Raw genomic sequence first — 21,188 nt, 5'->3', positions numbered from 1 at the left:
TAACCTTGCTTTAGTAAATATCATTGAATTTTTAGAGATAGTCGATATCCACCAATTGACCAGTTGCCTTTTTTCTCTTCATCTCAAGAAGCATCAGGTAGCAAGTTTTGATAATTAACTCTAAATCTTCCATCCTACACATGGAAAAAGTAATTGATCTGGATTTATCACAAACCTTTTGTTCAACCATACTGTCAATTGCTTTTTCGTAAGCAAGTACTTTCCATTCACGACCGAATAGTTGACCGATTAAATCTTCAAGATTAACGGGTGAATTTACTGGTAGGTTATTAAGGCATGATTTAATGTCATTTTGTAGTTCACCTATTGCATCCATACTTCTATCAACCTCAAATACTTTTGTCCATTCCACTGGAAGGATTCGACATTGAATTGTCATCCACATGGTCTGAATCATTACCCTAAAGTCTCTTCCCAGGTCATAATATTCGTTGTTCGTGAGCACCTCTGTCTCATCTGCCAGTACTGGTTTATATAGCTTATTTAGATTTGAAATATAATGATCCACGGACTTTCCGTCAAATAGGTTTACCAACCAGAAGTATGGATTAAACATATCCAAACCATCTACATCCATATCTTGATATGATGTCCGATTATAAAGTAAATGTGCTGTAGGCATATTTATAGCTTGAGCTAAAAAAAAATCAGGCATACTAAATAGATAAAGTGATTCGATAAGCTTTGCCAAAAAGATCTGTGTTTTCAATGGGTTCTGATCTATACGGACAAAGTCCCAGAGGTTTCCGTCTTCTTCAGTGACATAAAGCCAATGATCCAAAAGCTCAAGCCAACTTATAATAGATATTTCGTTATAAAAATCGTTTAGTACGGTATAAATATTAGCCGCATCAACGATAGATAAATTAGTGATATCACCGTAAAACCCACTTAAGCCAGAATTTCTTTGTCTGAATTGCGGCGACTGAAACTTTTCGGCTAGATATAGCGGATTTTCGATAAAATCAGTGGGTTCGACATCAATCCGTATTTGATATCGGTGATATTGGAATATTAATTCCCAACCATAATTAATAAGAAATTTCAACTTCTTAACGAATTTACTATAATCTTTTTTTGGAGGTTCTTCGCTAAGTACTTCTATAGTGAACTGATCCAATTCGATTTTAAGCTTACCAAGCTTATTCTTCTCAAAAAACCTTCTTAATTCAGACTGTTGACTTTCTATAATATTGTCTTTTTCGTCGTAGTGTTTTACGTGATATTTCGTTTCCATATGTGCGTATTATTTCTGATTTATTTCGTTATCAAATAACGTCGCCAATTTTTGCTCAAACGCTGTTTTCAAAATCTCAAAATATTTCTGCAGATCCGCGAAGCTTGGCAAGTATGCATCGCGCTTTGTGTCTTCGTCTAATTCTTCATTATCCCAGATTGGATATAATTCTATATTTTTTTCAGGAAAGCTTTGCACTAAGGGAATAATTCGAGTTGCCATTCTCCTGAGTTCAGTATACGATCTATTTAGAACAGGTAAATCCAATAGAAACGGGATAGATACCATTCTATACAACTGTTTAATACAAGCTAATGAAATGGCATATAATAGATCTGATGATATGTGATCATTATATAGCCCCTCGAATTGAGCTAGCATAGCCTTAGATTTTATAATTTGGTTTTGGAATCGATTAGTGATGATTTCTTGTACTCGTTTGATACCAGCTTGATCAAGCTCTTGGATACGATAGGGACTTCCCGAAAAGATAAGAAACTTTGATCTGCAATGTGCTGCATAGTAAGAGTGCTCATACTCCGTTTCACTGTTCCACTTATCATCAAAAAAGATATTTATCACAACTGAAGAAATTTTCATGCATGCAACATTTAAAATTCTTTCCACCAATTTTTCATGATTACAATCCTGTCGATGATTAAGTACTAATAAAATTTCTACAGTAGATTTGATATCAAACCTTTCTATACTAGGATGTGGAATTAAAAACAAACGACTTGGTTCCAACAACGCAATAATCATATCAAGAAGAGGTTTAAGCTGTGAGTATTCCCTATTAATCTGTAACACCCCACCAATCTTGCGCATCCAGTTTTCAAATTCGCCTGAATGATGTCCGGGGTGGAGGTAAATGTGGTTGGTTGTTCGTGTTGATAGGTCATTATCATATGCTTTTGAATGATGCCCATCATTTTTAATTGTAATCATAACTGTTTACATTTAGTTCACCCCAAAGAACCTAACAATCATCGATGTACCGAACCAAAACAACTTGTAACGCACCAATCCCATTAGTAAAAAACAATAGCTATTTTGTAAATTACTAAGCGCAAAGATTCTCGATAAACAAATGAGAGAATATTATTAACTTTGGGATATGAGTAAGGAAAACAAGATCGGACCAAAAATCAGCCGCTTACGCGAGTTGCGTGGCATGAAGCAAGAAGCATTAGCTACTGCATTAGGTGTAAGTCAACAGACGGTATCCAATATGGAACGTAGTGCTGAGCTAGAAGAAGATTTGTTAACCCAGGTATCACAAATACTAGGTGTTACTCCAGATGCAATACGTAATTTTGACGAAGAAGCGGTGTTTAATATAATTAATACATTTAACGATAATAGTTCTAACAATGGTGCATGGAGTACTCAACCGACATTCACATTCAATCCTATCGACAAACTACTAGAAGCACACGAAGAAAACAAAAAGCTTTACGAACGCCTTCTCGAAGCCGAAAAATCAAAGGTAGAATTATTAGAAAGGTTATTAAATAACAAATAAGCTTCTATTTCTTCAATTGTGCAACGGGCGTTACACAATTGAGAAACATCTCATTAATTACAATAAAAGTAAAGTGATTATCCAATTTTTGCCCCATCAACTCAGAGAAAACACTTAAGGTATATTTTCTACTTTACAGTTTATAGATAAATGGGCTCTCAAAAAATCAACAGATACTGAAGTAACGGTTATAACAGTACTTATAGAATCCTAGATCTAAAATAATGGGCTCACGATGGGCTCAATTCAATAAGACACTAAAATTATAGACCTATTCGACTTCACTTCGTTTCGCTCAAGGTGACGACAAATCCTAGCTTTTTAAACATTCTCATATTCTTACGGACTTTAATCATTATTTCGAAATTAAGATGCTTTATTGTCCTTAACTTGACATTCAGACTAAGTTAGGGACTCCAGTCTAGGTATTACCTTTTGTGGCACGATAAGACCTAAAATTTGATTCTTATCGTACCTCGATTGGTAAAGAAAGTGCAAATAATCAAGATGGTTAATTATTTTAACGCGTTAATTTCTTAATTTGCAACAAGTCCACCGTTGAAACTAAACAATAGCGCTTAACGTCGTTTCTAAAAGTTTAAAAAGATGATTCTAGAAGTAGCAGTATTAAATGTAAAGCCCGGCAGAACCCAAGATTTTGAAAAAGACTTTCAAACAGCTGCACAATATATTTCATCTATACAGGGATACATTAAGCATTCCTTACAGAAGTGTATAGAGGTGGACAACCAATATCTCCTATTGGTGGAATGGACTTCTGTCGAAGCCCACGAAGTCGGGTTCCGTCAGTCACCACAATACCAAGAATGGAAAGCCTTATTGCACGACTATTACAACCCTTTTCCACAAGTTTTACATTACAAAAGCTTATAGCCAAGATATGATAGATTATAATAACAAAACATTTATTGCAGTTGCTAACAGCGATAATGGAGAAACATCAGCTGATACCGTATTTAACTATAAGCAAGAAGGCTCAATGCTAACAGCACATTATAAGGGCGGTAAAATCATTTTTGGTCATCTCATTGGACTTGTGAACGAAGCGGGTATTATCGATATGCGCTACCATCAAATAAACAGCGAAGGAAAGTTAATGACCGGTGTATGTATTTCAAAGCCAGAAATTCTAGCTAATGGCAAAATACGATTGCATGAAGAATGGCAATGGACATCAGGCGACCTATCCTCTGGTCAATCGGTTGTAGAAGAAATCTAAATTATAACGAGTTAAGGGAGTGTAGGATTAAAAACATTAGTAATACAATTAACAGGAATTTATGAAATACGTCCATATTATTTTAGCTTTTCTAAGCATTCTTGCTTCCGTTTTTTTGACTTGCTTAGGGCTTTTTTTGTTCACAAAAAACCTAGGAATACTTACACCGTCTATTTTTATTATTACGGCCATTCTAATTGCTTTATATGTATTTAAAACTAAGCTCCTTTTTGTCAAAAGATACGAGAATGTGCTTACATACCCAATTGTCTTTGGAAGTTTATTTATATCAATAATCACCTACAATATTTTCAAGTATGAACGCATGGATGACCCAGATAATCAAATGATTCTTATAGCTATAGTAAGTTCAATTCTTATTCCTATTCTGTATTTAATATTTAATAAAAGAATATCCAATTAGCAACTTTAGCTCAGAAAAATCTAAATCAGTACAATATGTGGTGGATTTACGCCTTACTATCGGCCCTTTTTGCTTCCCTAACAGCCATCTTCGCAAAGCTGGGTGTCGCCAATATCAGTTCCAATCTGGCTACAGGTATCCGTACTATCATTATACTGATTCTAGTTTGGGCCATTGTATTCTTTAAGGGCGAAGTAAAGGATATCAGTAACATATCCAAACAAAGTCTTTTCTTTCTGATTATTTCGGGTATTGCAACAGGACTATCTTGGTTGTTTTACTTTAAAGCCTTACAGATTGGGAATGTTTCGCAGGTAGCCTTGGTCGATAAACTGAGTGTGGCACTGACCATTGTATTGGCAGTTATTTTTCTGAATGAATCACTTACCTGGAAAACCGCAATCGGTGCAGGGCTTATTATTGCTGGAACCTTGGTTATGATAGCGAAATAAGCTATTTTCTTTATATTTTTATCCTTATGAGCTCAACACGGATTATAATTAGCGTACTACTCCTATTAACGATATGCTTTAAAACTCACGCGCAAGAAAAAAATCAAGTAAAGCTTGAACTGGATTTTCAAAAAGCTCAGGGCAAATACCAAGAATTCGAAGCTAAATATAGACGCACGATCAAAACCAAAAACGTTGATTTGTCGTATCTTGAATGGGGCGAAAAGACCAATAAAGAACTCGTTTTAGTATGGCTACATGGAAGCTTGAGCAATGCTTATGAACTTGCGCCCTATGCAGAAGAATTTGTCAAACTCGGTTACCGTGTGTTCTCCATTGACCAATACAACGCGGGCAAGACTCCCCTACCTTCATTTGATGCTTCTTTTGATGACCTATCTGAAGATATCAAAACACTGCTAGACTCTTTAAAAATCCCAAAAGTGGTACTAGGCGGTTTTTCAAGAGGCGGATTCTTGGCAACCAATTTCTATAAACTATATCCCAGTTATGTAAAGGGGCTGATTTTGGAAGACGGAGGTTCTGTCGCGTTCAGCAGCAGTTACCTCAAACTGAACAAAGAGGCACTACAGCAAAAACTGAAAGAAGTAACTCCTCCTGATGTAATCAAGGAACAGTATTTTGCGCAGTATCCTACCGAATTTGACGCTTATAACAGCCTATACGATTCTGCGGATACAACGGATCAATTTGAAATTCTAAGCTATATACGGCCATTAGGGGATCAGTGGATAACCTATTACGGCCAACCTGAATATTACCATATGCAGGATAGTTTGCACATGGCAGAGGCTATCTTCGATAGCCCTAATGTGAGCAGATATGCATCTTCTATTATCAGAGTGGATCCTCCTGTCATCTTTCAAAGTCTAAAGGTCCCGGTTCTGATTTTAGACGCAGTCTCACCCGATGACCCTATTCCTGTTTACGAAGAGAACAAGAAGCTAGCTGAAAATCATCCACAGTGGATAACACATACCGTTGTAGAAAATGTTGCGCACAACATTCATTATGCAGAGCCTCAAATTTTCATTAAAGCGATTACTGACTTTCTAGCTAATCTTTAAAACAATTTTTTAAAAAATTTTAAGGAATAGGGCTGTCCCAAAACTTCTTAGACAGCCCTATACTCTTGGAATTAATTACCGCTCGTTCTTTTTGATTTTAGATTCGTCGGCCACTCCATCTGCTTACCGTTCTTATCTATCGGCAGTACAATTCTATCCCGCGATACCAGTTCGGGTTCTTCGCAGGCGAGATATGTTAGAATAGCGACGATAATCGCATTTTGCCGAACTTCATCAAACACGATCTTATCATAGGTATCGCGATTGGTATGCCAAGTCAATTTGCCATAATCCCATGATGTAGACGATAGTCCGAATGCCGGGATGCCCCGTTGGACAAAGGAGGAATGATCACTACCACCAGTACCTGGCATTCCGGGGAATGTAGTCTGAATTTCCTTGCGGAACTCTTCTGGAATATATTGCAACCAGCGACTAATGTATTCATACGATTTCTCAAAACCACTGCCTGCAATACGCACAATCCTTCCTGTTCCGTTATCCTGATTCCATACCACCTGAATATTTTTGGCAATTTCCGGATTATCCTCTACAAAAGCCGAAGAACCATTCAGTCCCTGTTCTTCACTTCCCCAATTTCCCACCAAAATAGTCCGCTTATTGTTTGGATATACCTTCTGTAAAATACGGACCGCTTCCATCATGGTAATCACTCCTGTGGCATTGTCGGTCGCTCCGGTTCCGCCATCCCATGAATCTAGATGCGCAGAAAGCACTACATATTCATTTGGCTTTTCTTTACCCTTTATTTCAGCGATACTATTATACGTTTTTGCTGTACCGAGTTCCTTCGAATTACCTTCCAGCAAAACCCGAGGCTTAACCCCTCTCTCAGCCATACGATACAACATGCCATAGTCTTCTAAAGCAATATTGAACACGGGAATCTGTTTTGATTTCGCGTCAAATATCCGCGTCAATCCAGGCAACTCCGTCCAATAGGAGTCAATTACCGCCACTGCCCCTGCAGCTTCTAGCGCTAATGGCAAAGTACGTCTCGTATGCTCCGTATAGGACATACTCAAGTCCCATTTCTTCTGTTGTTCATTCTTTAACCCCTGGTACTTATCATAACCTGCTGCCGAAGCGGACTCTTTCCAATTCGCATCCGAACGGCCCGATATAGGATTCATACCAATCAACACAATCTTACCTTTTACTGTCTTTAACCAAGCTTGAAAATCGGATGCTGAACTAAAGACAGGCATCGCTACCACTTCAGCCTCTATTCCTTTACCTTTTGTCGCAGGACTGAATGCCAATTGGGTACCTTCTAAAGATTTGACACGAGGATAAGTCATCGTAGCCTGAGAAGTTCCCCTGTCCCATGAACGCCACTCGCCATATACTTCATTGCGTGCTTCAGCCCCTAGTGCAGTATATGTTTTAACCACCCAATCGTGAGCCTGCTGCATCTGTGGGCTTCCCACCAAACGTGGACCTATCATATCCACCAACTCGAATGCATAGTTTTCCAAATAGGAGTTGCTATTCGCTTCCTGAACAATAGCAGTGACGACAGCGTTTTTATCCTGTGCAAAAACAGAGGAGCTAGTCAGTAATACATACGCTAAGCCCAATGACTTCAAAGCAACATGTTTAGTTAATGTTATTCTCATATTTATTATAATTAGTCATCTCTAAAATTACTAAAGATAATTCAGATTGGAAATTCACCTCCATTCATTCTTGTAGACTTTATAACTGTCCAACTTTTTTCTTCAATTACTCAAACTATTCGTTCTTAATAAAGTTTATACTATAACACATCTATCAAAAAACATAAAATACCTATTTATAAGCACATTAACTAGAGACCAATAGTATGGATAGTTTTAAAACACATGACGCCTATTCACCTGCCAAACTTGGCCCGATTACACTTCCTAACCGCACGATCAAAGCTGCTACGAGTGAAGGTCGTAGTCCTGATGGTAAAGTGACGCAAGCACTTATCGATTTTCACCGTGGTTTTATCGAAGGCGGCACCGGGATGACTACCCTCGCCTATTGCGCCATTTCACCAGAAGGCTTTGCAGCTCCTGGTGAAATTTTAATGATTCGTGACAACATCCCAGGTCTTCGGCAGTTTACCAAAGCTATGCACGATGCTGGTGGATTGGCTTCGGCGCAACTTGGTCACGCTGGCCCTGTGGCGAATAAAAACATTACGGGAGTGCGCCCAGTAGCACCATCTAGATTTGCCAATCCAACTAGTTTCCAGATATGTAGGGAGATTTCAAAAAAGGAAATAAATGAGATAATCATTCAGTTTGCTGATGCTGCTGAAGTAGCTGCAGATTCAGGCTTCGATGCTGTAGAATTACATTTTGGACATCTCTATCTAGTTTCTTCTTTCCTCAGCCCCTGGATCAACAAGCGTAAAGATGAATATGGTGGTTCTATAGAAAATCGCACCCGGCTAGCGAAGGAGATTTTATTAGCTGTCAAAGACCGTGTGAAAGACCGCCTAGCTATTATTATCAAGCTCTCCATGAGTGATGGTATAAAAGGTTCAATCTGGCTGGATGAATCGACCGAAACAGCACGTATTCTAGACGAAACAGGAGCCGTAGATGCTTTCGAATTGACAATGGGCTCTTCGGTATACAAACAAATGTATCTGTTTCGCGGAGATACCGATATTGATGGATTGGCTCAAACACAGAAAGGTATTTTTCGACTGGGGGTCAAGCTATTTGGAAAGCAGATGCTCGGTGTATACCCTTATGAGCACTTATACATGCTCAAATCGGCACGTCAATTCCAATTAATCATAAAAAATGCACAGTTGATACTTCTAGGAGGTATTAATGATGCTGTACATATTCAACGCGCTATGGAAGAAGGTTTTGGTTTTGTAGCCTTAGGTAGAGCTCTGCTAAGAGAACCTGACCTCATTAATAGACTCAAAAATAACAACCAAGGTCAAGGATTTTGTATACACTGCAACAAGTGTATGTTTTCCGTTTATCAGACTACAAACTGTGTATTTACACAGGACTATGCCACATCTTCCAAAGAAGCAATTTAGGTGGATACCCTTTAAAACAAATAAGGCTTAAGATTTAATAATCTTAAGCCTTATCCATTATCTGGTAAGAGTCTTACTTCTTTACTTTCTCAGTTTTTTTTACCGACCCCTTAATCTGCGTTTTCAATCTTTCTATTTCACTATTAGCAGTTTCCAATAATTCGGTTTTCTCTTCTAGCTCTCGTTGCATGGTTACGACCCTCAATTCCAACACACTAATCTTACGTGAATTTGTCCTTCTAACAGTCGTAAGCAAGTCTTCCAAAGTATATAGCAGATACGAACGCAATCCAACTCTATCTACATCAAGAGAATAACTATCAGCCTCTTTACCTCCCTTTCCCTGTTTTTCATATACTAACCCCATATCCATCAACCACGCCACACCGTCTTTATCAGTCTCCGAGTTATCTGTGTTTCTTTTTATCTTGATTGTTCTCTTACCCCGCTCTAAGTTCTTCGACCTCAAAACCCGTATAATAGGCATAAGACGATGCTCCAATAGTGTCAATAATTGATTAGGGGAATCATTGGTCAGAATTTTCTTTGCAAGTTCTGCAGGCTCACTACTGTTCATACCCACAAAAAAATTCACCCAAGTACTAGAACATATTTCCTTTTTTGGAGGCATATTCCAATTAATCCCCATATTACTTTGTATAAAGACCGTTGGGTACCACACCAATCTATCTAAATCTTCACAGGTCTCCTGAAATGTTCTTAAGCTCATGCTATAACTCAACTAATAATTGCTTCTTTTACACAGCTCCGTCTGCTAACAAAATCATTCTAAATATATTCATTTGGATGAATATATAGTTTTGATGTTCAAAACTATCAGTTTTCAACACAACCTCACGATAATTCTTAATCTCAGAATTAAAAACATTACATCCCACAACACCTCCCCCACTAAACAAACCTCAATTAGCTTTATTCTGCAGCAAGCCAATCACTTCTATCCTTTGATGTTACCACTGTTTCGGAGAGAGGATTATTATTTATTGAAAACAGGGGTAACATTCCCAAAGTCCTGCTGATATAACTACAGACAATTAAAGAAATATAAACTTTTAAAAATTTAGTTATGAAAAACACGATCAAAACTCTAGCACTAGTCGCCTTGGTATTAGTCGGCTTATCTTCTTGTGATAAGAAAGAAAATGCTCTTAACGAAGAGCAAAAAGAACAGATGTATGCTGTGAGCTTTCAATTAGAGGGCGCGGCTTCTTCGAAGGCTGTCCTTGTAGGAACGAAACCCGAATTAGAAAAAGCACTAAAGGAATCTGACGAACCTTTGGTGGTAAAGAAGATATCGAACAGCAATAATGTTTTCGAACCAGTAGTAGGTCCTACGAAACCTTCCTTTGAGAAATGTTGGGGAGAAATCCACAATTACTACGAGGCTCATTATTCAGGTTGGTTACAAACCGCGAATGAAACTTGTAAAAGTGTTATGGTCTGCCTTACCTGTCCAGAAGCAGGCGCGGGATTGTATGTTCTTTATGAAATCAAACCCACATCACCCAAATGTATTAAAGTCGTTATGGCTAGTACAAGCTTAATGAAGTTCGATTTTGGAAAAGGTCAATATGAGTCTGGTGAAGTAAGCAAATTCATCGACGCACAGACAAGGTAACGAACAAAAAAAAGCTTACTTCATAAAGCGACCATCTTAAAAATGGTCGCTTTTTAGTTTGAATTGTACCTACCATACTTGTCAAATCAGCCTTTTTTCATACCTTTGCAAAAAAAAACACTATGTTTTTCTATTTAAAAATTAGCTAAATAAATTCTTCCCTGTTATCTCACGATAATGGGTATATCTATTGTTGGAAATCAATTTATGGTTTCTAGGAGAATTGTATTATCTAATATTTTTAAAATGAAAAATCAAAAGAAGTCATTTATCTGGCTTATTATATTTCTTGTTGGGTTTCCGCAAATCAGTGAAACCATATACACCCCTTCCCTTTCCGAACTGGCGACGCACTATGATGTCACAGGTAATCAGATTCAACAAACGCTAAGTATTTATTTTGCTGGATTCGCTATTGGCGTATTTCTATGGGGGATACTTTCTGATTTTATCGGACGAAAATCGGCTATGCTGATTGGTATTGTGGTGTACATCGTTGGTTCTTTTTTATGTCTACATGCTCTCGATTTCCAAGCATTGCTGTTGGCTCGATTTATACAAGCTTTAGGAGCCGCTGTTGGCTCGAATGTGAGCCAAACCATTCTACGAGACACATACAGTGACCAAGAGCGCATCTCTGTATTCAGCAAAATATCGGCTGTATTAGCTTTTTCTCCCGCAATAGGCCCTTTGTTAGGTAGTATAGTGGCCTCTATCTGGCATGTATCGATGCTATTCAAACTATTGATTTTGATAGGAAGTGTTGCTTTACTTTGGTCCGCTAGCAGCTTGTCGGAAACCTTGGACTTCGAGTCAAAACCCAAATATGACTTTCGAAAAATCGGCAGAAATATTATTTCAGACCGATCGTTCTGGATTCTTGGAGGGCTTATTGGAACAATTAATGGTGTTATTTTTAGTTATTATGGAGAAGCTCCCTTTGTTTTTATTGAGCAACTGAACTTTTCACTGATTGAATATGGGTGCATTGGATTTCTAGTCGCATTTGCTAGCTTTTGTGGAGCAAAATTCTGCAAACGCATCAGTGCCAAAAAATCTTCGCAATATGTGCTCTATTTTGGCAATTTTACATTTCTACTGGGCATTCTTATTTATAGCCTTGCTGTACTATTGTGTGCTGACTGGACCCCGTGCCTTGTCGTGCTAATACTACTTGCCATATTTGTCATAATGTTTGGAATTACCTGTATGCTTCCCATCTGTCTGAGCAATGCATTGGTCCATCACAAGGCATACTTAGGGATAGCCGGAGCCATACTTGGTTTATACTACTATGCCATAGTTGGAGGAATCACTTGGGTGAGCAGCTATTTTCATAGTAGCTCGCTGCTGGTTTTCCCGATACTATTGTTCTGTTGGTTTATTATCAACACAGGATTAATTAGGTTGAACAGCAAATAAGTTAGCCCGATTCCATTAAACAGAAATCCCGTCATTCAATAACAGAAAGACGGGATTTTTATTTCTCTACGCTTCGGAATAAACCTTCAGCATGTCAATATGCATAATGCCATCTTCATCATAGGGCTCTCCTTCTGGAGCAAATCCCAAGGATTGGTACATCTTTGAAAGATGGTACTGTGCCCCAATCTTAATATCTACCTTTCCAAAAATAGCATAACACGCTTTAATAGCTTCTTCTACAATAATGTTCCCTAAACCTTTCCCTCTAAAATCCGGGTTGATTACAACCCGCCCCAAAGAGACTTGTTCATACGATAATCCTGCTGGCAACACCCTGCTATAGCCTGCCAAACAATCATCCAGATAGAGTAATACATGATGGGATTGGGGATCTTTGCCATCGGGGTCGAGATAGACGCAGCTTTGTTCTACCACGAAAACCTCACTGCGTAAACGCAACACCTCATAAAGCTCTAGATTCGTCAATTCATCGAAAGACTTTAAGGTCACACTTATCTTCATTACTTCTATTTTATTTGTTGTACAAATATCCGTTATAGGACTTAAAAGCCATAATTTTCCATTAAAATCACAGGCTCATGTGCAAAATAGGATATGCCTTACCTTGACCATCGTATTCCGAACGACCCGTCGCACCAAATCCCAGGTGCGTATAGAAACCTACAGCCTGCACATTCTGCTCATTCACATCCACCTTAGAGACCTTTAAATTATCCATTCCATACCTCGTTAATATTTTTCCAATTCCCTTTCCTCTATAATCGTTATGGATAAAAAGCATTTCCAAAGACTCTTCTGCGACACCTATAAATCCGACCAAAAGCCCCTCTTGTACATAGCCCCAAAGATTGACCTGTTCAAAATAAGAAGGTAACTGCTCTTGGTAATATTCAAAATCCTCTCTTTTTAGAAAATCATGGGTATGCTCCACAGCACTGGTCCATATTTCTATCATCCGCGGATAATCCGCCTTTTCTATTTTTCTAATCATAGTTCTACATCATAAGAATTGCAAAATTCGTTAATTATGTCGGAGATATGCTAAACTTAAATTAAAAATCTAGCGTCAATATAACCTTAGTTATAAGCTATAATCTGCCTATTACTAAGTTTTATATTAAGCTAGCTTTTACCTAGCCTTAACATAGCCTTTACCTAGCCTCAGCATAGTATTTCACTATGTTAATGCTATCTAATTACTACCTAAAATACGTCTTAAGGTATATCTTGATATCAAGGAAGTAATAACTATAACACTAGTAACCAAAATCTTTGTTAAATGAACGAATCTACATTGCATCATCTTTGTTATAAAATCGTTTGATAACATAAAAACAACGATATTGCAAATAAAACGAATGGAAGCAGTTTTTACAAAAGTCTCGGCAGATTGGAATAGAAAGCCTTATTTCGACTACTTTTATCATACGATTAAAACGAAGTACAATATCACCCATCATATCGATATAACAGTTTTTCGGGAACGCATAAAAGATAATAAACTTAAATTCTACCCTTCTTTCCTTTATCTCATCATGAAAGCGGTCAATCAAAATGAAGCGTTCAGGATGTCTTTTAATGAAGCTGGCGATTTAGGCATATGGAATTTTGTAAATCCGTCGTATACTATCTTCCATGAAGATGACAAAACGTTCTCCGACGTATGGAGTACCTACAAACCTACTTTCAAAGAGTTTTATGAAGAAGTAACTACTGATATCGAAAAATATAGGCATGTAAAAAAAATCAAAGCGAGAGAGGGTCGACCAGCTAATTTTTGTCCTATTTCAGTACTCCCATGGCTGAGTTTCGAAAGCTTCAGTCAGGATACCTACCACGAAAGTAATTTTCTCTACCCTATTATACGCTTTGGAAAGTATTATGAAAGAGATTCTAAGTGGCTTATTCCTATTTCAATTTTTGTTAATCACGCCGTTGCTGATGGTTATCATACCTGCAAATTAATCAATGATATAGAAGCATTGGGCAACGAAATCAACGACTGGATTTAGATTCCTGTTTTACCCCCCAAGCATCATACACATTACCTTTGTTGTCTTGGAAAGTAACATTCGGCATAGATGAATCCATTACCTTTCTGAACCCTTCCACATCGGGAACATCTATCTTTTTGTTTGTGTAATAGACAAATCGGTCATCCTTACCGACTCGCCCATCCAAGAGTTGATACGTTTCGGGATTGGCTAGCGGTATGACTTCGAGGTTATAATATACGTGCTTTTTGTCTTTGGCTATCAGTTCTGTTTTCGTTTTGAACAGTACTCGCAATGTCTTCGGATCTGCACCTGGTATTGGACGCCCAAAGAGAAACACCTCTTTCTGAGTTTTCAAAAGGTCATCGTCTACGACTTCAATCGGAAGGCTATTGGGAGAAAGGGGGCTTTTTATAACTCCCTCTTTTTTAAAAGGCTGAAAATAAAACAGCTTATTACCATCAACTAATACGTATTCATTATTTACTTTTTCTACTTCTTTCAACGATTTATCCACCACTAAAAACAGTTCTCCGTTATCTAGATACAGTTTTTCATCATCTTTCATAAAGCGGGCATTGAGAATCTGAAAACTTTTGTAATCCACTGAAATAAGGCGATTACGGTAATAATAATGGTTTTTGTCTTTTGCAAAACCAATTGCAGCAGCATTTAATCTTTGAAAAGTAGAAGGGTCGGCTTGTTCGATCATGGATAATACGTCTTCACCTCTCCTATTAAAATCTATATCATCTCCCATATAACAATATACGTGGGATTTATCTTTGGGTATTCCCTTTTCTACCTGAAAGGAATTCAAATCTATATGCTCCTGTTTACTTCCTCGAAAAAACACATGACGGCTATCTTTTCCGTAAGTTTCTGCAAGCGGTTGAAAAGATTGTGGATCTGCATCCATTTTCTTACTTCCTCTTTCAAAACTATTGCCACCCGGAATAAAATAGACATTTCCTTGTTTCACATAATATGATTCTGATTTGCTGGCATCGATTACTTTACCACAGGAACTACAAGTGACCAACATTACCAACCAATTTATACCGGAGAAAATCTTCTTTCGCATAGTTTTCTAAAATGTATTCTAAAACTAGTAATTACCTTAATAAGCATAGCGTATCTTTTACGATTCGTTTTATGTGGGTTATGATATGAGTTGGACTTTATATTAAGACACAATTGTATTGCTTGTAATAGCAAATTTATGTAGGTTTAAAACGAATTTTCACGAGACAATTAAATAAAAGAAGATATTCGATGATCAACAAAGATCCAATGAAAGAGTTGGCCTCACAGCTTCGCTGCCCATCGGGGGATCAGGCAGAGGCTATTGCCGACAACATGTCTACCTCCAACCAAGCTATGATTCAAGAAGCCATTTCTGCATTGACATTGGAAGACAAAAGCATTATACTTGAAATTGGTTTTGGAAGCGGAAAACATATTGCTCAACTCCTTGATATAGCACCTGACATAAAATACCATGGCATAGAAATTTCCGAAGCGATGCTCAACCTTGCTATCTGTCACAACCAATCTGTCGTCGATTCTGGTAGAGCTCACTTCGCTAAAGTAGATGGCAGTGGCTTAATACCCTATTCTGATAATTATTTTACGCATATTTTTTCGGTGAACACCTTGTATTTCTGGCCTGACATGGAGTTTTCATTAAGAGAAATACACCGTACGCTACAAGACGGAGGTCAGCTGGCCCTCACTTTTGTAGAAAAGGAATTTGGATCAAAGCTTCCTTTTACGCAACACGGATTTTCACTATATACGGACGATGAAATCGCTGAACATCTTTATCAGATTGGATTTGAGGCTATTCAATCAATGACATACACGGATGATACAACGAGTAAAGATGGGACACCTGTAAAGCGTACTTTTCTAACGGTGTATGCCGTGAAAAGTGAGCACGATTAATCGTTTGGCTACATAATGCTAAAATGCCTAAACATCATTAGTCCACCGATTCCTATAGAAATAAATGGGTAACCTTTCTGCAATGGCATCATATAGTCATAACCAATCCGACAATTAAACAAAGCCTGATATTCAACATACAGGTGTGGACTGACGCGAAATTGATTATCCATACCTTTATTAAAATCAAAGAGGTATCCGGTATGCACATTGGCTGAGACCAAAAAGTCTTTATATCTATTGTCAACGATATACCGAACAAATCCGACCTGCGGTGCTAATCCTGAAGGTTGTTTTGGATTTTTACTGCTGTAGTCTACGCCTACCGTAAAATCGTAATTCTTATCCCTATCAAACACGACTGGCACATTGAGAGCCGCCTGAAACATCGGCCTTTTGTCTTGTTTCATCCCCAAGCTAAATATTTGGGCGGAAGCCTTGGAAATAGTAAATATCCCAAGCAGTAATAGGTACAGATAATAGCTCTTCATAAATTGAGACTCTACAATATATATGCCTTAAATTTATATTTGCAGGTTTATTTTAGTGAATAGCCTATTACAATCCGAACATTAGTCTGTAAAAATTGAACATTCCTTTCTATAGGGAAAGGTTATCTTTGTATACTTCTCATACAAGGTTACCAAAAAAAGTACGATGAAATTACCTTTTGAATCCTATAATCCAGCTTGGAAAACAATGTTTGAAGGGCTTAAAGAAGAACTTAGCGAAATGCTGTTGGTTCTTTCTCCCCGTATCGAACATATCGGAAGTACATCCGTCGATGGTCTCTCCGCCAAACCAATCATCGATATTATGATTGGTGTATCAGACTATAGAGACTTGGATAAGGTGCCTATACTTTTGAATAATGGAAGTTATGTGTATTATGAAAAGTACAATGAGGATATGCCCTACCGTAGATTTTTTGTACGGTTGACAGCGAATGCCAAAGAACTGGGACTAATGGAGGTTATCGGAAAAGAAGATGATATCCCAGAGCAGATGCATGACCATAGTTTGCGCATGGCGCATGTCCATGTAATCCCTACGGATTCGGAACATTGGTTGAGGCATATTGCATTTCGTGATTACCTCCGGGCTCATCCTGCAATTGTACAGGAATACCAAACATTGAAAGAACGTCTAACACAACAGGAATGGAAGGACGGCAACGATTATAATGCGGGTAAAGACGTATTTTTAAAGAGAGAAGAACAAAATGCCCTTAGGTGGTATAAAGAATCTGAAGAGTAATGACACAAGAAAATATAGAAATAAGCGGAGCCACTTATACGCTCCATACACAATATCAACAGGAAGAAAGTTTACGTTTGGAATTCAACCGAATGACCCACAGCTTTTGGGATTTTGATTTTGAAAACTACTATCAATCGGGCTACTGGGATGATAGCTGTATACTGTACTCCCTCTTTGATGGGGCTAAAATTGTATCCCATGCTACCGTGAGTCTCTTTGATGCGGAGGTACTTGGTGAATCCAAAACATTGTTGCAAATCGGCACGGTAATGACGGATGAATCATATCAGAAAAAAGGCCTTGGGCGTTTTCTGATGGAACGTATACAGGATGATTTTAAAGAAAAGAGTGATGGCATGTTCTTATTTGCCAATGAAACTGTACTTGATTATTATCCAAAATTCGGCTTGGTCCCAGCTCCGGAATTTATCGCTGTAAAGCAGTTGGATACCCCGATGATTAGTCAGAAGCTATCGAATCGAAAACTGAACCTTGATATTGTCGAAGACTTACATCTATTCGAAGGCTTGATAGAACGTAACGTTACCAATAGTGCAGTGAGCTGTAAAAGCAAAGGACTTAGCCTATTCTATACTTATGCTTATCCAGAAATGGGTTTTAAAGATTCGATTTACTTTATTGAAGCGCTAGAGTGCGCTGTGGTAGTTGAACTAGAGAACAGCACTTTGCGTATCGTTGAACTGTTTAGCACGAGTAAGGTTAAGCTACAGGAGGTCATTGCTGCATTACAGGATTTCACTTTTGATAGGGTATCCCTGGGTTTTACGCCCCTTCAGGATGGATTCGATTTTGAGCCATGGCAGGATGATGACTTGCATCTCTTTGTCTCGCCCAATCTGAGACAGGCTTTCGAAGAACACAAACTTATCATCCCATTCTTATCACACACGTAACATAGACTTGAAATATATGCAAATACGAAGATTAACGAATCAGGATATTCCGGACTTGCTCCTTGCCATCAATGGTGCCTTTGCGGACTACATAGTGCCTTTCCAACTTAACAGTGAACAGCTGGATTTTAAAATCACATCCGAAGACATTCAAATGGACTATTCGGTCGGTGTTTTTGAAGATGGAACATTGGTCGCATTTATAATGCATGGGGTACGTCCTTTGGATAATGGCTATAGGGTATATAATGCAGGAACTGGTGTGTTGCCTGATTACCGAGGGAAGGGGCTTGTGGGACAGATGTACGCTTATATCGTTCCTTTTCTTCAGGCTCAGGGTGTTAAAGAAATGGTTCTCGAGGTTATAGAAAGTAATCAGTCTGCTATCCGTGCGTATGAAAAAGAAGGTTTTACAATAAAACGTAAACTATTGTGCTTTTCGGGTCCTCTGAAAGAATCTAAAGGGAATAACACAGCATTACTAAAGCCTTTGTCTTCGCTCCCTTGGGATACGCTATCGGATTTTTGGGATATTACACCAAGCTGGCAAAGTGATACCCGAAGTATGCAACTTGTACCTCCATCTATTCTCGGGGCTTTTATAGGGGACGAACTAGTGGGCTACGTTCTTTTTAATACGACGAAAAGAAGAATATACCAACTCGCCGTAAATCCTAACCAACGCCATAAAGGAGTGGCCCAACAGCTTATTGCTGCTATAGGGCAGCAGATTCCAGCAGAATCCATACAAATAAACAATGTGGACGAAGCTGCTGCTGATTTAAAACAATTCTTAGAAAAACAAGGGCTTCAAAATGATATTAATCAATTGGAGATGACCAAAAGTATTTAAGTCCATGATACGATTAGCAGAAGAACAAGACTATGACCGTATGGTCGATATTTGGTTGAATGCCTCTATCAAAGCGCATCACTTTATCCCTGAAGGATATTGGAAAGATGGGACTTCTGATATGAAGGAAATCTATCTGCCTCAAAGCCAATCTTGGGTGTATGAGGATGAAAGCGGCTGTATACAGGGATTTGCATCGTTAGTAGATAATCACATCGCTGCTTTATTTGTGGCTACCGATCAACAGGGCAATGGCTTGGGTTCTCATCTATTACGATTTGTAAAAACAAAATCAAGGCTGTTGACATTAAATGTCTATGCGGAGAATAAGGTTGCTGTTGAATTCTACCGGCACCATGGTTTTCAGGTGGATGAAGAACTCATAGATGAAGCGACTTCTGCCAAAGACCTTAAGATGGGCTGGAACAGTAATTTATTATAACAATCGATAACAATGAACGAGTCCCTACAACATTTTTACCTGGATAAAGAGGAGCCAAACAAAGGCTGCCTACTTGCTTTAAGAACAATTATATTGGGGCAAGACTCGGCTGTTACGGAGACTACTAAATATGGAATGCCTTGTTTTTGTTATAAGAACAAGGCATTCTGTTACCTCTGGGTGGATAAAAAAGTGAATGCTCCTTATATATTGGTGGTAGAGGGCAAGCTGTTGGAACACCCATTATTGGAAACCGGCGAACGTTCACGAATGAAAATATTACGGGTAAATCCCAATGAAGACTTGGACCTAGAAGTTATTACTGAAATCCTCAAACTGGCTTTAGACCTGTACCGCAATGGAACCATCAAGACCAAAGGTTAAGAATAAGCTAATTGCTGTCTTAAGCTTTCTTCTGTAATCTTGACATACTGAAAACAACCAGCAGCAAGAGAATAGCAAAGAATAGATAACGCCAAGCCAAATCCCCCTGTGTAGAAACCTGGCTACCTAAAGAAATCAAGGATCCTGATATCGAAGTTATAATATACACCAATCCGCCCATCAGTCCTCCAGCTGTGCCGGCATTAGTAGGGAAGAACAACATACTACTGGTAAAAAAGGTAGTAAACAATACGCCAGAGATGATGTGAATAAGGAAGGCAAAGCCTACCATAACGAAAATACTTTCATAAAACATGCTAACTCCTAAGAGGCCTATTATAGCGACTAACTGTACGGCTATGGGAATTCCAATTCGTTTATTAAATGGTTGATTCATCCGTTTCTTAGCAATAAATCCTCCTACTCCCCAGGAAAAACCAAGGAGTAAGGTACAATAGCCTATCGCTACAGAAGTATAGTGAAACGTATTTTCAATGATAAAAGGACCTGTGATATTAAATAGCATCACTATAGAATAGCTAATTCCCAAAATCAAAATGCCTAACATGAACTGCTTATTCTGCAGCATGGACTTATAGACAGATACTGTTTGACTTAAATTTATCTTCTTCTTTTCTGCAATACTTTCGCTACTGTATATCAGTTCGAAAACAAGCAGAATAGCAGCATAAAATGCCAGGAAATAAAAATTAGCCTGCCAATTGAATATCTTTTCGAGATAACCGCCCAAAAATGGAGCTAAAATCGGACCGCAAGACCATACAATAGTAAAGTAGCTCAGATAATTCTTAAGTTTATCGCCTTGATATAAATCCGCAAACAGAGCTCGGGTCGCTACGACTAGCGTTGCTACTGCCACACCTTGTACCCCTCGCAAAAAACAGATTATAAAGACGCTATCTGTAGAAGCAATGGCAATACCGCTCAATAGGAGGATAAACAACGAGAACAACCTCGGAAGATACCGTCCAATATTATCTAATATACTTCCTATAAACAGTTGGGAGATACCATAACTTAGCAAATAAGAAGTTAGGGTTAACTGAATATCTCTTTCACTGACCATCAATCCCTTGGCCATTGAAGGAAATGAGGGTAAATATATATCGGTTACAAATCCCGATAGTGGCATGGATATAAATGCCAATAGGGTTACCAGTTTTATTCGACTTTTAGAGGCTTCTCTCAACATATCCTATTTGTTTTTATCAGAAGACAAAACTAGATGGTAAATCTATTATTGAGA

24 protein-coding genes are annotated in these 21,188 nt (G+C 38.2%); 15 read left to right on the top strand and 9 right to left on the bottom strand.

The window, feature by feature from the left end:
• Positions 1–31: 31 nt before the first annotated feature.
• Together CLV99_RS13330 and CLV99_RS13325 are read right to left on the bottom strand one after the other, a co-directional pair.
• Positions 32–1,258 carry a hypothetical protein gene (locus tag CLV99_RS13330; protein ID WP_133584989.1) on the bottom strand — a complete coding sequence of 409 codons (1,227 nt, stop codon included), beginning with the start codon at positions 1,256–1,258 and terminating at the stop codon, positions 32–34.
• A 9-nt stretch (positions 1,259–1,267) separates the two neighbouring features.
• A complete protein-coding gene (locus CLV99_RS13325) occupies positions 1,268–2,206 on the bottom strand; it encodes a hypothetical protein (protein WP_133584988.1) in 939 nt (312 codons plus the stop codon).
• A gap of 169 nt (positions 2,207–2,375) precedes the next feature.
• On the opposite strand from CLV99_RS13325, the gene CLV99_RS13320 reads away from it, so the two are divergent.
• The 5 genes from CLV99_RS13320 to CLV99_RS13300 all read left to right on the top strand — a co-directional run bounded on the left by CLV99_RS13320 (position 2,376) and on the right by CLV99_RS13300 (position 5,987).
• Positions 2,376–2,783: a helix-turn-helix domain-containing protein gene (locus CLV99_RS13320; protein WP_133584987.1), complete on the top strand. Its 408-nt coding sequence runs from the start codon at positions 2,376–2,378 to the stop codon at positions 2,781–2,783.
• Positions 2,784–3,389: 606 nt separating this feature from the next.
• Positions 3,390–3,677, top strand: coding sequence for an antibiotic biosynthesis monooxygenase family protein (locus CLV99_RS13315; protein ID WP_133584986.1), 288 nt, complete (start codon positions 3,390–3,392; stop codon positions 3,675–3,677).
• A gap of 7 nt (positions 3,678–3,684) precedes the next feature.
• Positions 3,685–4,023, top strand: a complete 339-nt coding sequence (locus tag CLV99_RS13310) for a n-acetylglutamate synthase (RefSeq protein ID WP_133584985.1) — start codon at positions 3,685–3,687, stop codon at positions 4,021–4,023.
• A 459-nt stretch (positions 4,024–4,482) separates the two neighbouring features.
• On the top strand, positions 4,483–4,899 hold the full coding sequence (locus CLV99_RS13305; RefSeq protein ID WP_133584984.1) for an EamA family transporter: 417 nt from the start codon (positions 4,483–4,485) through the stop codon (positions 4,897–4,899).
• 26 nt (positions 4,900–4,925) lie between these two features.
• Entirely contained in the window at positions 4,926–5,987 is a 1,062-nt protein-coding gene (locus CLV99_RS13300) for an alpha/beta fold hydrolase (protein WP_133584983.1), read from the top strand.
• 71 nt (positions 5,988–6,058) lie between these two features.
• Here CLV99_RS13300 and CLV99_RS13295 read toward each other — a convergent pair whose 3' ends face one another.
• Positions 6,059–7,627 carry a M20/M25/M40 family metallo-hydrolase gene (locus CLV99_RS13295; protein WP_133584982.1) on the bottom strand — a complete coding sequence of 523 codons (1,569 nt, stop codon included), beginning with the start codon at positions 7,625–7,627 and terminating at the stop codon, positions 6,059–6,061.
• 206 nt (positions 7,628–7,833) lie between these two features.
• On the opposite strand from CLV99_RS13295, the gene CLV99_RS13290 reads away from it, so the two are divergent.
• Entirely contained in the window at positions 7,834–9,042 is a 1,209-nt protein-coding gene (locus CLV99_RS13290) for an NADH:flavin oxidoreductase (protein WP_133584981.1), read from the top strand.
• Between the two features lie 73 nt (positions 9,043–9,115).
• Here the strand turns inward: CLV99_RS13290 and CLV99_RS13285 are convergent, their stop codons facing one another.
• Positions 9,116–9,772 carry a hypothetical protein gene (locus tag CLV99_RS13285; protein WP_133584980.1) on the bottom strand — a complete coding sequence of 219 codons (657 nt, stop codon included), beginning with the start codon at positions 9,770–9,772 and terminating at the stop codon, positions 9,116–9,118.
• Positions 9,773–10,129: 357 nt separating this feature from the next.
• Between CLV99_RS13285 and CLV99_RS13280 the strand changes: the two genes are divergently transcribed.
• Positions 10,130–10,681, top strand: coding sequence for a hypothetical protein (locus CLV99_RS13280; protein ID WP_133584979.1), 552 nt, complete (start codon positions 10,130–10,132; stop codon positions 10,679–10,681).
• 246 nt (positions 10,682–10,927) lie between these two features.
• Positions 10,928–12,103: a multidrug effflux MFS transporter gene (locus CLV99_RS13275; protein ID WP_133584978.1), complete on the top strand. Its 1,176-nt coding sequence runs from the start codon at positions 10,928–10,930 to the stop codon at positions 12,101–12,103.
• A gap of 66 nt (positions 12,104–12,169) precedes the next feature.
• Here CLV99_RS13275 and CLV99_RS13270 read toward each other — a convergent pair whose 3' ends face one another.
• Together CLV99_RS13270 and CLV99_RS13265 are read right to left on the bottom strand one after the other, a co-directional pair.
• Positions 12,170–12,628, bottom strand: a complete 459-nt coding sequence (locus CLV99_RS13270) for a GNAT family N-acetyltransferase (protein WP_133584977.1) — start codon at positions 12,626–12,628, stop codon at positions 12,170–12,172.
• 67 nt (positions 12,629–12,695) lie between these two features.
• Positions 12,696–13,118 (bottom strand): GNAT family N-acetyltransferase, encoded by a 423-nt coding sequence (locus CLV99_RS13265; RefSeq protein WP_133584976.1) that lies wholly within the window; start codon positions 13,116–13,118, stop codon positions 12,696–12,698.
• A 367-nt stretch (positions 13,119–13,485) separates the two neighbouring features.
• On the opposite strand from CLV99_RS13265, the gene CLV99_RS13260 reads away from it, so the two are divergent.
• Positions 13,486–14,139, top strand: a complete 654-nt coding sequence (locus CLV99_RS13260; RefSeq protein ID WP_133584975.1) for a chloramphenicol acetyltransferase — start codon at positions 13,486–13,488, stop codon at positions 14,137–14,139.
• Here CLV99_RS13260 and CLV99_RS13255 read toward each other — a convergent pair.
• The gene (locus CLV99_RS13255) at positions 14,123–15,205 is read right to left on the bottom strand and encodes a DKNYY domain-containing protein (protein ID WP_133584974.1); all 1,083 of its coding nucleotides are present in this window, start codon (positions 15,203–15,205) and stop codon (positions 14,123–14,125) included. The genes CLV99_RS13260 and CLV99_RS13255 overlap by 17 nt on opposite strands.
• A gap of 191 nt (positions 15,206–15,396) precedes the next feature.
• Between CLV99_RS13255 and CLV99_RS13250 the strand changes: the two genes are divergently transcribed.
• The gene (locus CLV99_RS13250) at positions 15,397–16,068 is read left to right on the top strand and encodes a class I SAM-dependent methyltransferase (protein ID WP_133584973.1); all 672 of its coding nucleotides are present in this window, start codon (positions 15,397–15,399) and stop codon (positions 16,066–16,068) included.
• Positions 16,069–16,076: 8 nt separating this feature from the next.
• Here CLV99_RS13250 and CLV99_RS13245 read toward each other — a convergent pair whose 3' ends face one another.
• Positions 16,077–16,478 (bottom strand): hypothetical protein, encoded by a 402-nt coding sequence (locus CLV99_RS13245; RefSeq protein WP_133584972.1) that lies wholly within the window; start codon positions 16,476–16,478, stop codon positions 16,077–16,079.
• Positions 16,479–16,725: 247 nt separating this feature from the next.
• Between CLV99_RS13245 and CLV99_RS13240 the strand changes: the two genes are divergently transcribed.
• Genes CLV99_RS13240 through CLV99_RS13220 form a run of 5 tightly spaced genes read left to right on the top strand, consistent with a single transcriptional unit; the run spans position 16,726 to position 19,921 of the window.
• Positions 16,726–17,325 (top strand): GrpB family protein, encoded by a 600-nt coding sequence (locus CLV99_RS13240; RefSeq protein WP_133584971.1) that lies wholly within the window; start codon positions 16,726–16,728, stop codon positions 17,323–17,325.
• Positions 17,325–18,242, top strand: coding sequence for a GNAT family N-acetyltransferase (locus tag CLV99_RS13235; protein WP_133584970.1), 918 nt, complete (start codon positions 17,325–17,327; stop codon positions 18,240–18,242). Before CLV99_RS13240 ends, CLV99_RS13235 begins: the two co-directional genes overlap by 1 nt.
• A gap of 16 nt (positions 18,243–18,258) precedes the next feature.
• Positions 18,259–19,095: a GNAT family N-acetyltransferase gene (locus CLV99_RS13230; protein WP_133584969.1), complete on the top strand. Its 837-nt coding sequence runs from the start codon at positions 18,259–18,261 to the stop codon at positions 19,093–19,095.
• Between the two features lie 4 nt (positions 19,096–19,099).
• Positions 19,100–19,537: an N-acetyltransferase gene (locus tag CLV99_RS13225; protein ID WP_133584968.1), complete on the top strand. Its 438-nt coding sequence runs from the start codon at positions 19,100–19,102 to the stop codon at positions 19,535–19,537.
• A 12-nt stretch (positions 19,538–19,549) separates the two neighbouring features.
• The gene (locus CLV99_RS13220; RefSeq protein WP_133584967.1) at positions 19,550–19,921 is read left to right on the top strand and encodes a DUF1801 domain-containing protein; all 372 of its coding nucleotides are present in this window, start codon (positions 19,550–19,552) and stop codon (positions 19,919–19,921) included.
• A gap of 19 nt (positions 19,922–19,940) precedes the next feature.
• Here the strand turns inward: CLV99_RS13220 and CLV99_RS13215 are convergent, their stop codons facing one another.
• Positions 19,941–21,134: an MFS transporter gene (locus CLV99_RS13215; protein ID WP_133584966.1), complete on the bottom strand. Its 1,194-nt coding sequence runs from the start codon at positions 21,132–21,134 to the stop codon at positions 19,941–19,943.
• Positions 21,135–21,188 lie beyond the last annotated feature (54 nt).

The organism is Sphingobacterium yanglingense (assembly GCF_004363245.1).
Taxonomy (GTDB): Bacteria; Bacteroidota; Bacteroidia; order Sphingobacteriales; family Sphingobacteriaceae; genus Sphingobacterium; species Sphingobacterium yanglingense.
The sequence above is the reverse complement of the archived record's forward strand: the minus strand, read 5'-3'. Positions and strand labels throughout refer to the sequence as shown.

Bases quoted from the DNA above. Each gene is read 5' to 3' on its own strand.
- CLV99_RS13325 (WP_133584988.1), bottom strand. From the start codon at position 2,206: ATGATTACAATTAAAAATGATGGGCATCATTCAAAAGCATATGATAAT.
- CLV99_RS13225 (WP_133584968.1), top strand. From the start codon at position 19,100: ATGATACGATTAGCAGAAGAACAAGACTATGACCGTATGGTCGATATT.
- CLV99_RS13300 (WP_133584983.1), top strand. From the start codon at position 4,926: ATGAGCTCAACACGGATTATAATTAGCGTACTACTCCTATTAACGATA.
- CLV99_RS13330 (WP_133584989.1), bottom strand. From the start codon at position 1,258: ATGGAAACGAAATATCACGTAAAACACTACGACGAAAAAGACAATATT.
- CLV99_RS13310 (WP_133584985.1), top strand. From the start codon at position 3,685: ATGATAGATTATAATAACAAAACATTTATTGCAGTTGCTAACAGCGAT.
- CLV99_RS13240 (WP_133584971.1), top strand. From the start codon at position 16,726: ATGAAATTACCTTTTGAATCCTATAATCCAGCTTGGAAAACAATGTTT.
- CLV99_RS13270 (WP_133584977.1), bottom strand. From the start codon at position 12,628: ATGAAGATAAGTGTGACCTTAAAGTCTTTCGATGAATTGACGAATCTA.
- CLV99_RS13245 (WP_133584972.1), bottom strand. From the start codon at position 16,478: ATGAAACAAGACAAAAGGCCGATGTTTCAGGCGGCTCTCAATGTGCCA.
- CLV99_RS13215 (WP_133584966.1), bottom strand. From the start codon at position 21,134: ATGTTGAGAGAAGCCTCTAAAAGTCGAATAAAACTGGTAACCCTATTG.
- CLV99_RS13290 (WP_133584981.1), top strand. From the start codon at position 7,834: ATGGATAGTTTTAAAACACATGACGCCTATTCACCTGCCAAACTTGGC.
- CLV99_RS13285 (WP_133584980.1), bottom strand. From the start codon at position 9,772: ATGAGCTTAAGAACATTTCAGGAGACCTGTGAAGATTTAGATAGATTG.
- CLV99_RS13295 (WP_133584982.1), bottom strand. From the start codon at position 7,627: ATGAGAATAACATTAACTAAACATGTTGCTTTGAAGTCATTGGGCTTA.
- CLV99_RS13220 (WP_133584967.1), top strand. From the start codon at position 19,550: ATGAACGAGTCCCTACAACATTTTTACCTGGATAAAGAGGAGCCAAAC.
- CLV99_RS13250 (WP_133584973.1), top strand. From the start codon at position 15,397: ATGATCAACAAAGATCCAATGAAAGAGTTGGCCTCACAGCTTCGCTGC.
- CLV99_RS13255 (WP_133584974.1), bottom strand. From the start codon at position 15,205: ATGCGAAAGAAGATTTTCTCCGGTATAAATTGGTTGGTAATGTTGGTC.
- CLV99_RS13320 (WP_133584987.1), top strand. From the start codon at position 2,376: ATGAGTAAGGAAAACAAGATCGGACCAAAAATCAGCCGCTTACGCGAG.
- CLV99_RS13315 (WP_133584986.1), top strand. From the start codon at position 3,390: ATGATTCTAGAAGTAGCAGTATTAAATGTAAAGCCCGGCAGAACCCAA.
- CLV99_RS13260 (WP_133584975.1), top strand. From the start codon at position 13,486: ATGGAAGCAGTTTTTACAAAAGTCTCGGCAGATTGGAATAGAAAGCCT.
- CLV99_RS13305 (WP_133584984.1), top strand. From the start codon at position 4,483: ATGTGGTGGATTTACGCCTTACTATCGGCCCTTTTTGCTTCCCTAACA.
- CLV99_RS13280 (WP_133584979.1), top strand. From the start codon at position 10,130: ATGAAAAACACGATCAAAACTCTAGCACTAGTCGCCTTGGTATTAGTC.
- CLV99_RS13230 (WP_133584969.1), top strand. From the start codon at position 18,259: ATGCAAATACGAAGATTAACGAATCAGGATATTCCGGACTTGCTCCTT.
- CLV99_RS13235 (WP_133584970.1), top strand. From the start codon at position 17,325: ATGACACAAGAAAATATAGAAATAAGCGGAGCCACTTATACGCTCCAT.
- CLV99_RS13275 (WP_133584978.1), top strand. From the start codon at position 10,928: ATGAAAAATCAAAAGAAGTCATTTATCTGGCTTATTATATTTCTTGTT.
- CLV99_RS13265 (WP_133584976.1), bottom strand. From the start codon at position 13,118: ATGATTAGAAAAATAGAAAAGGCGGATTATCCGCGGATGATAGAAATA.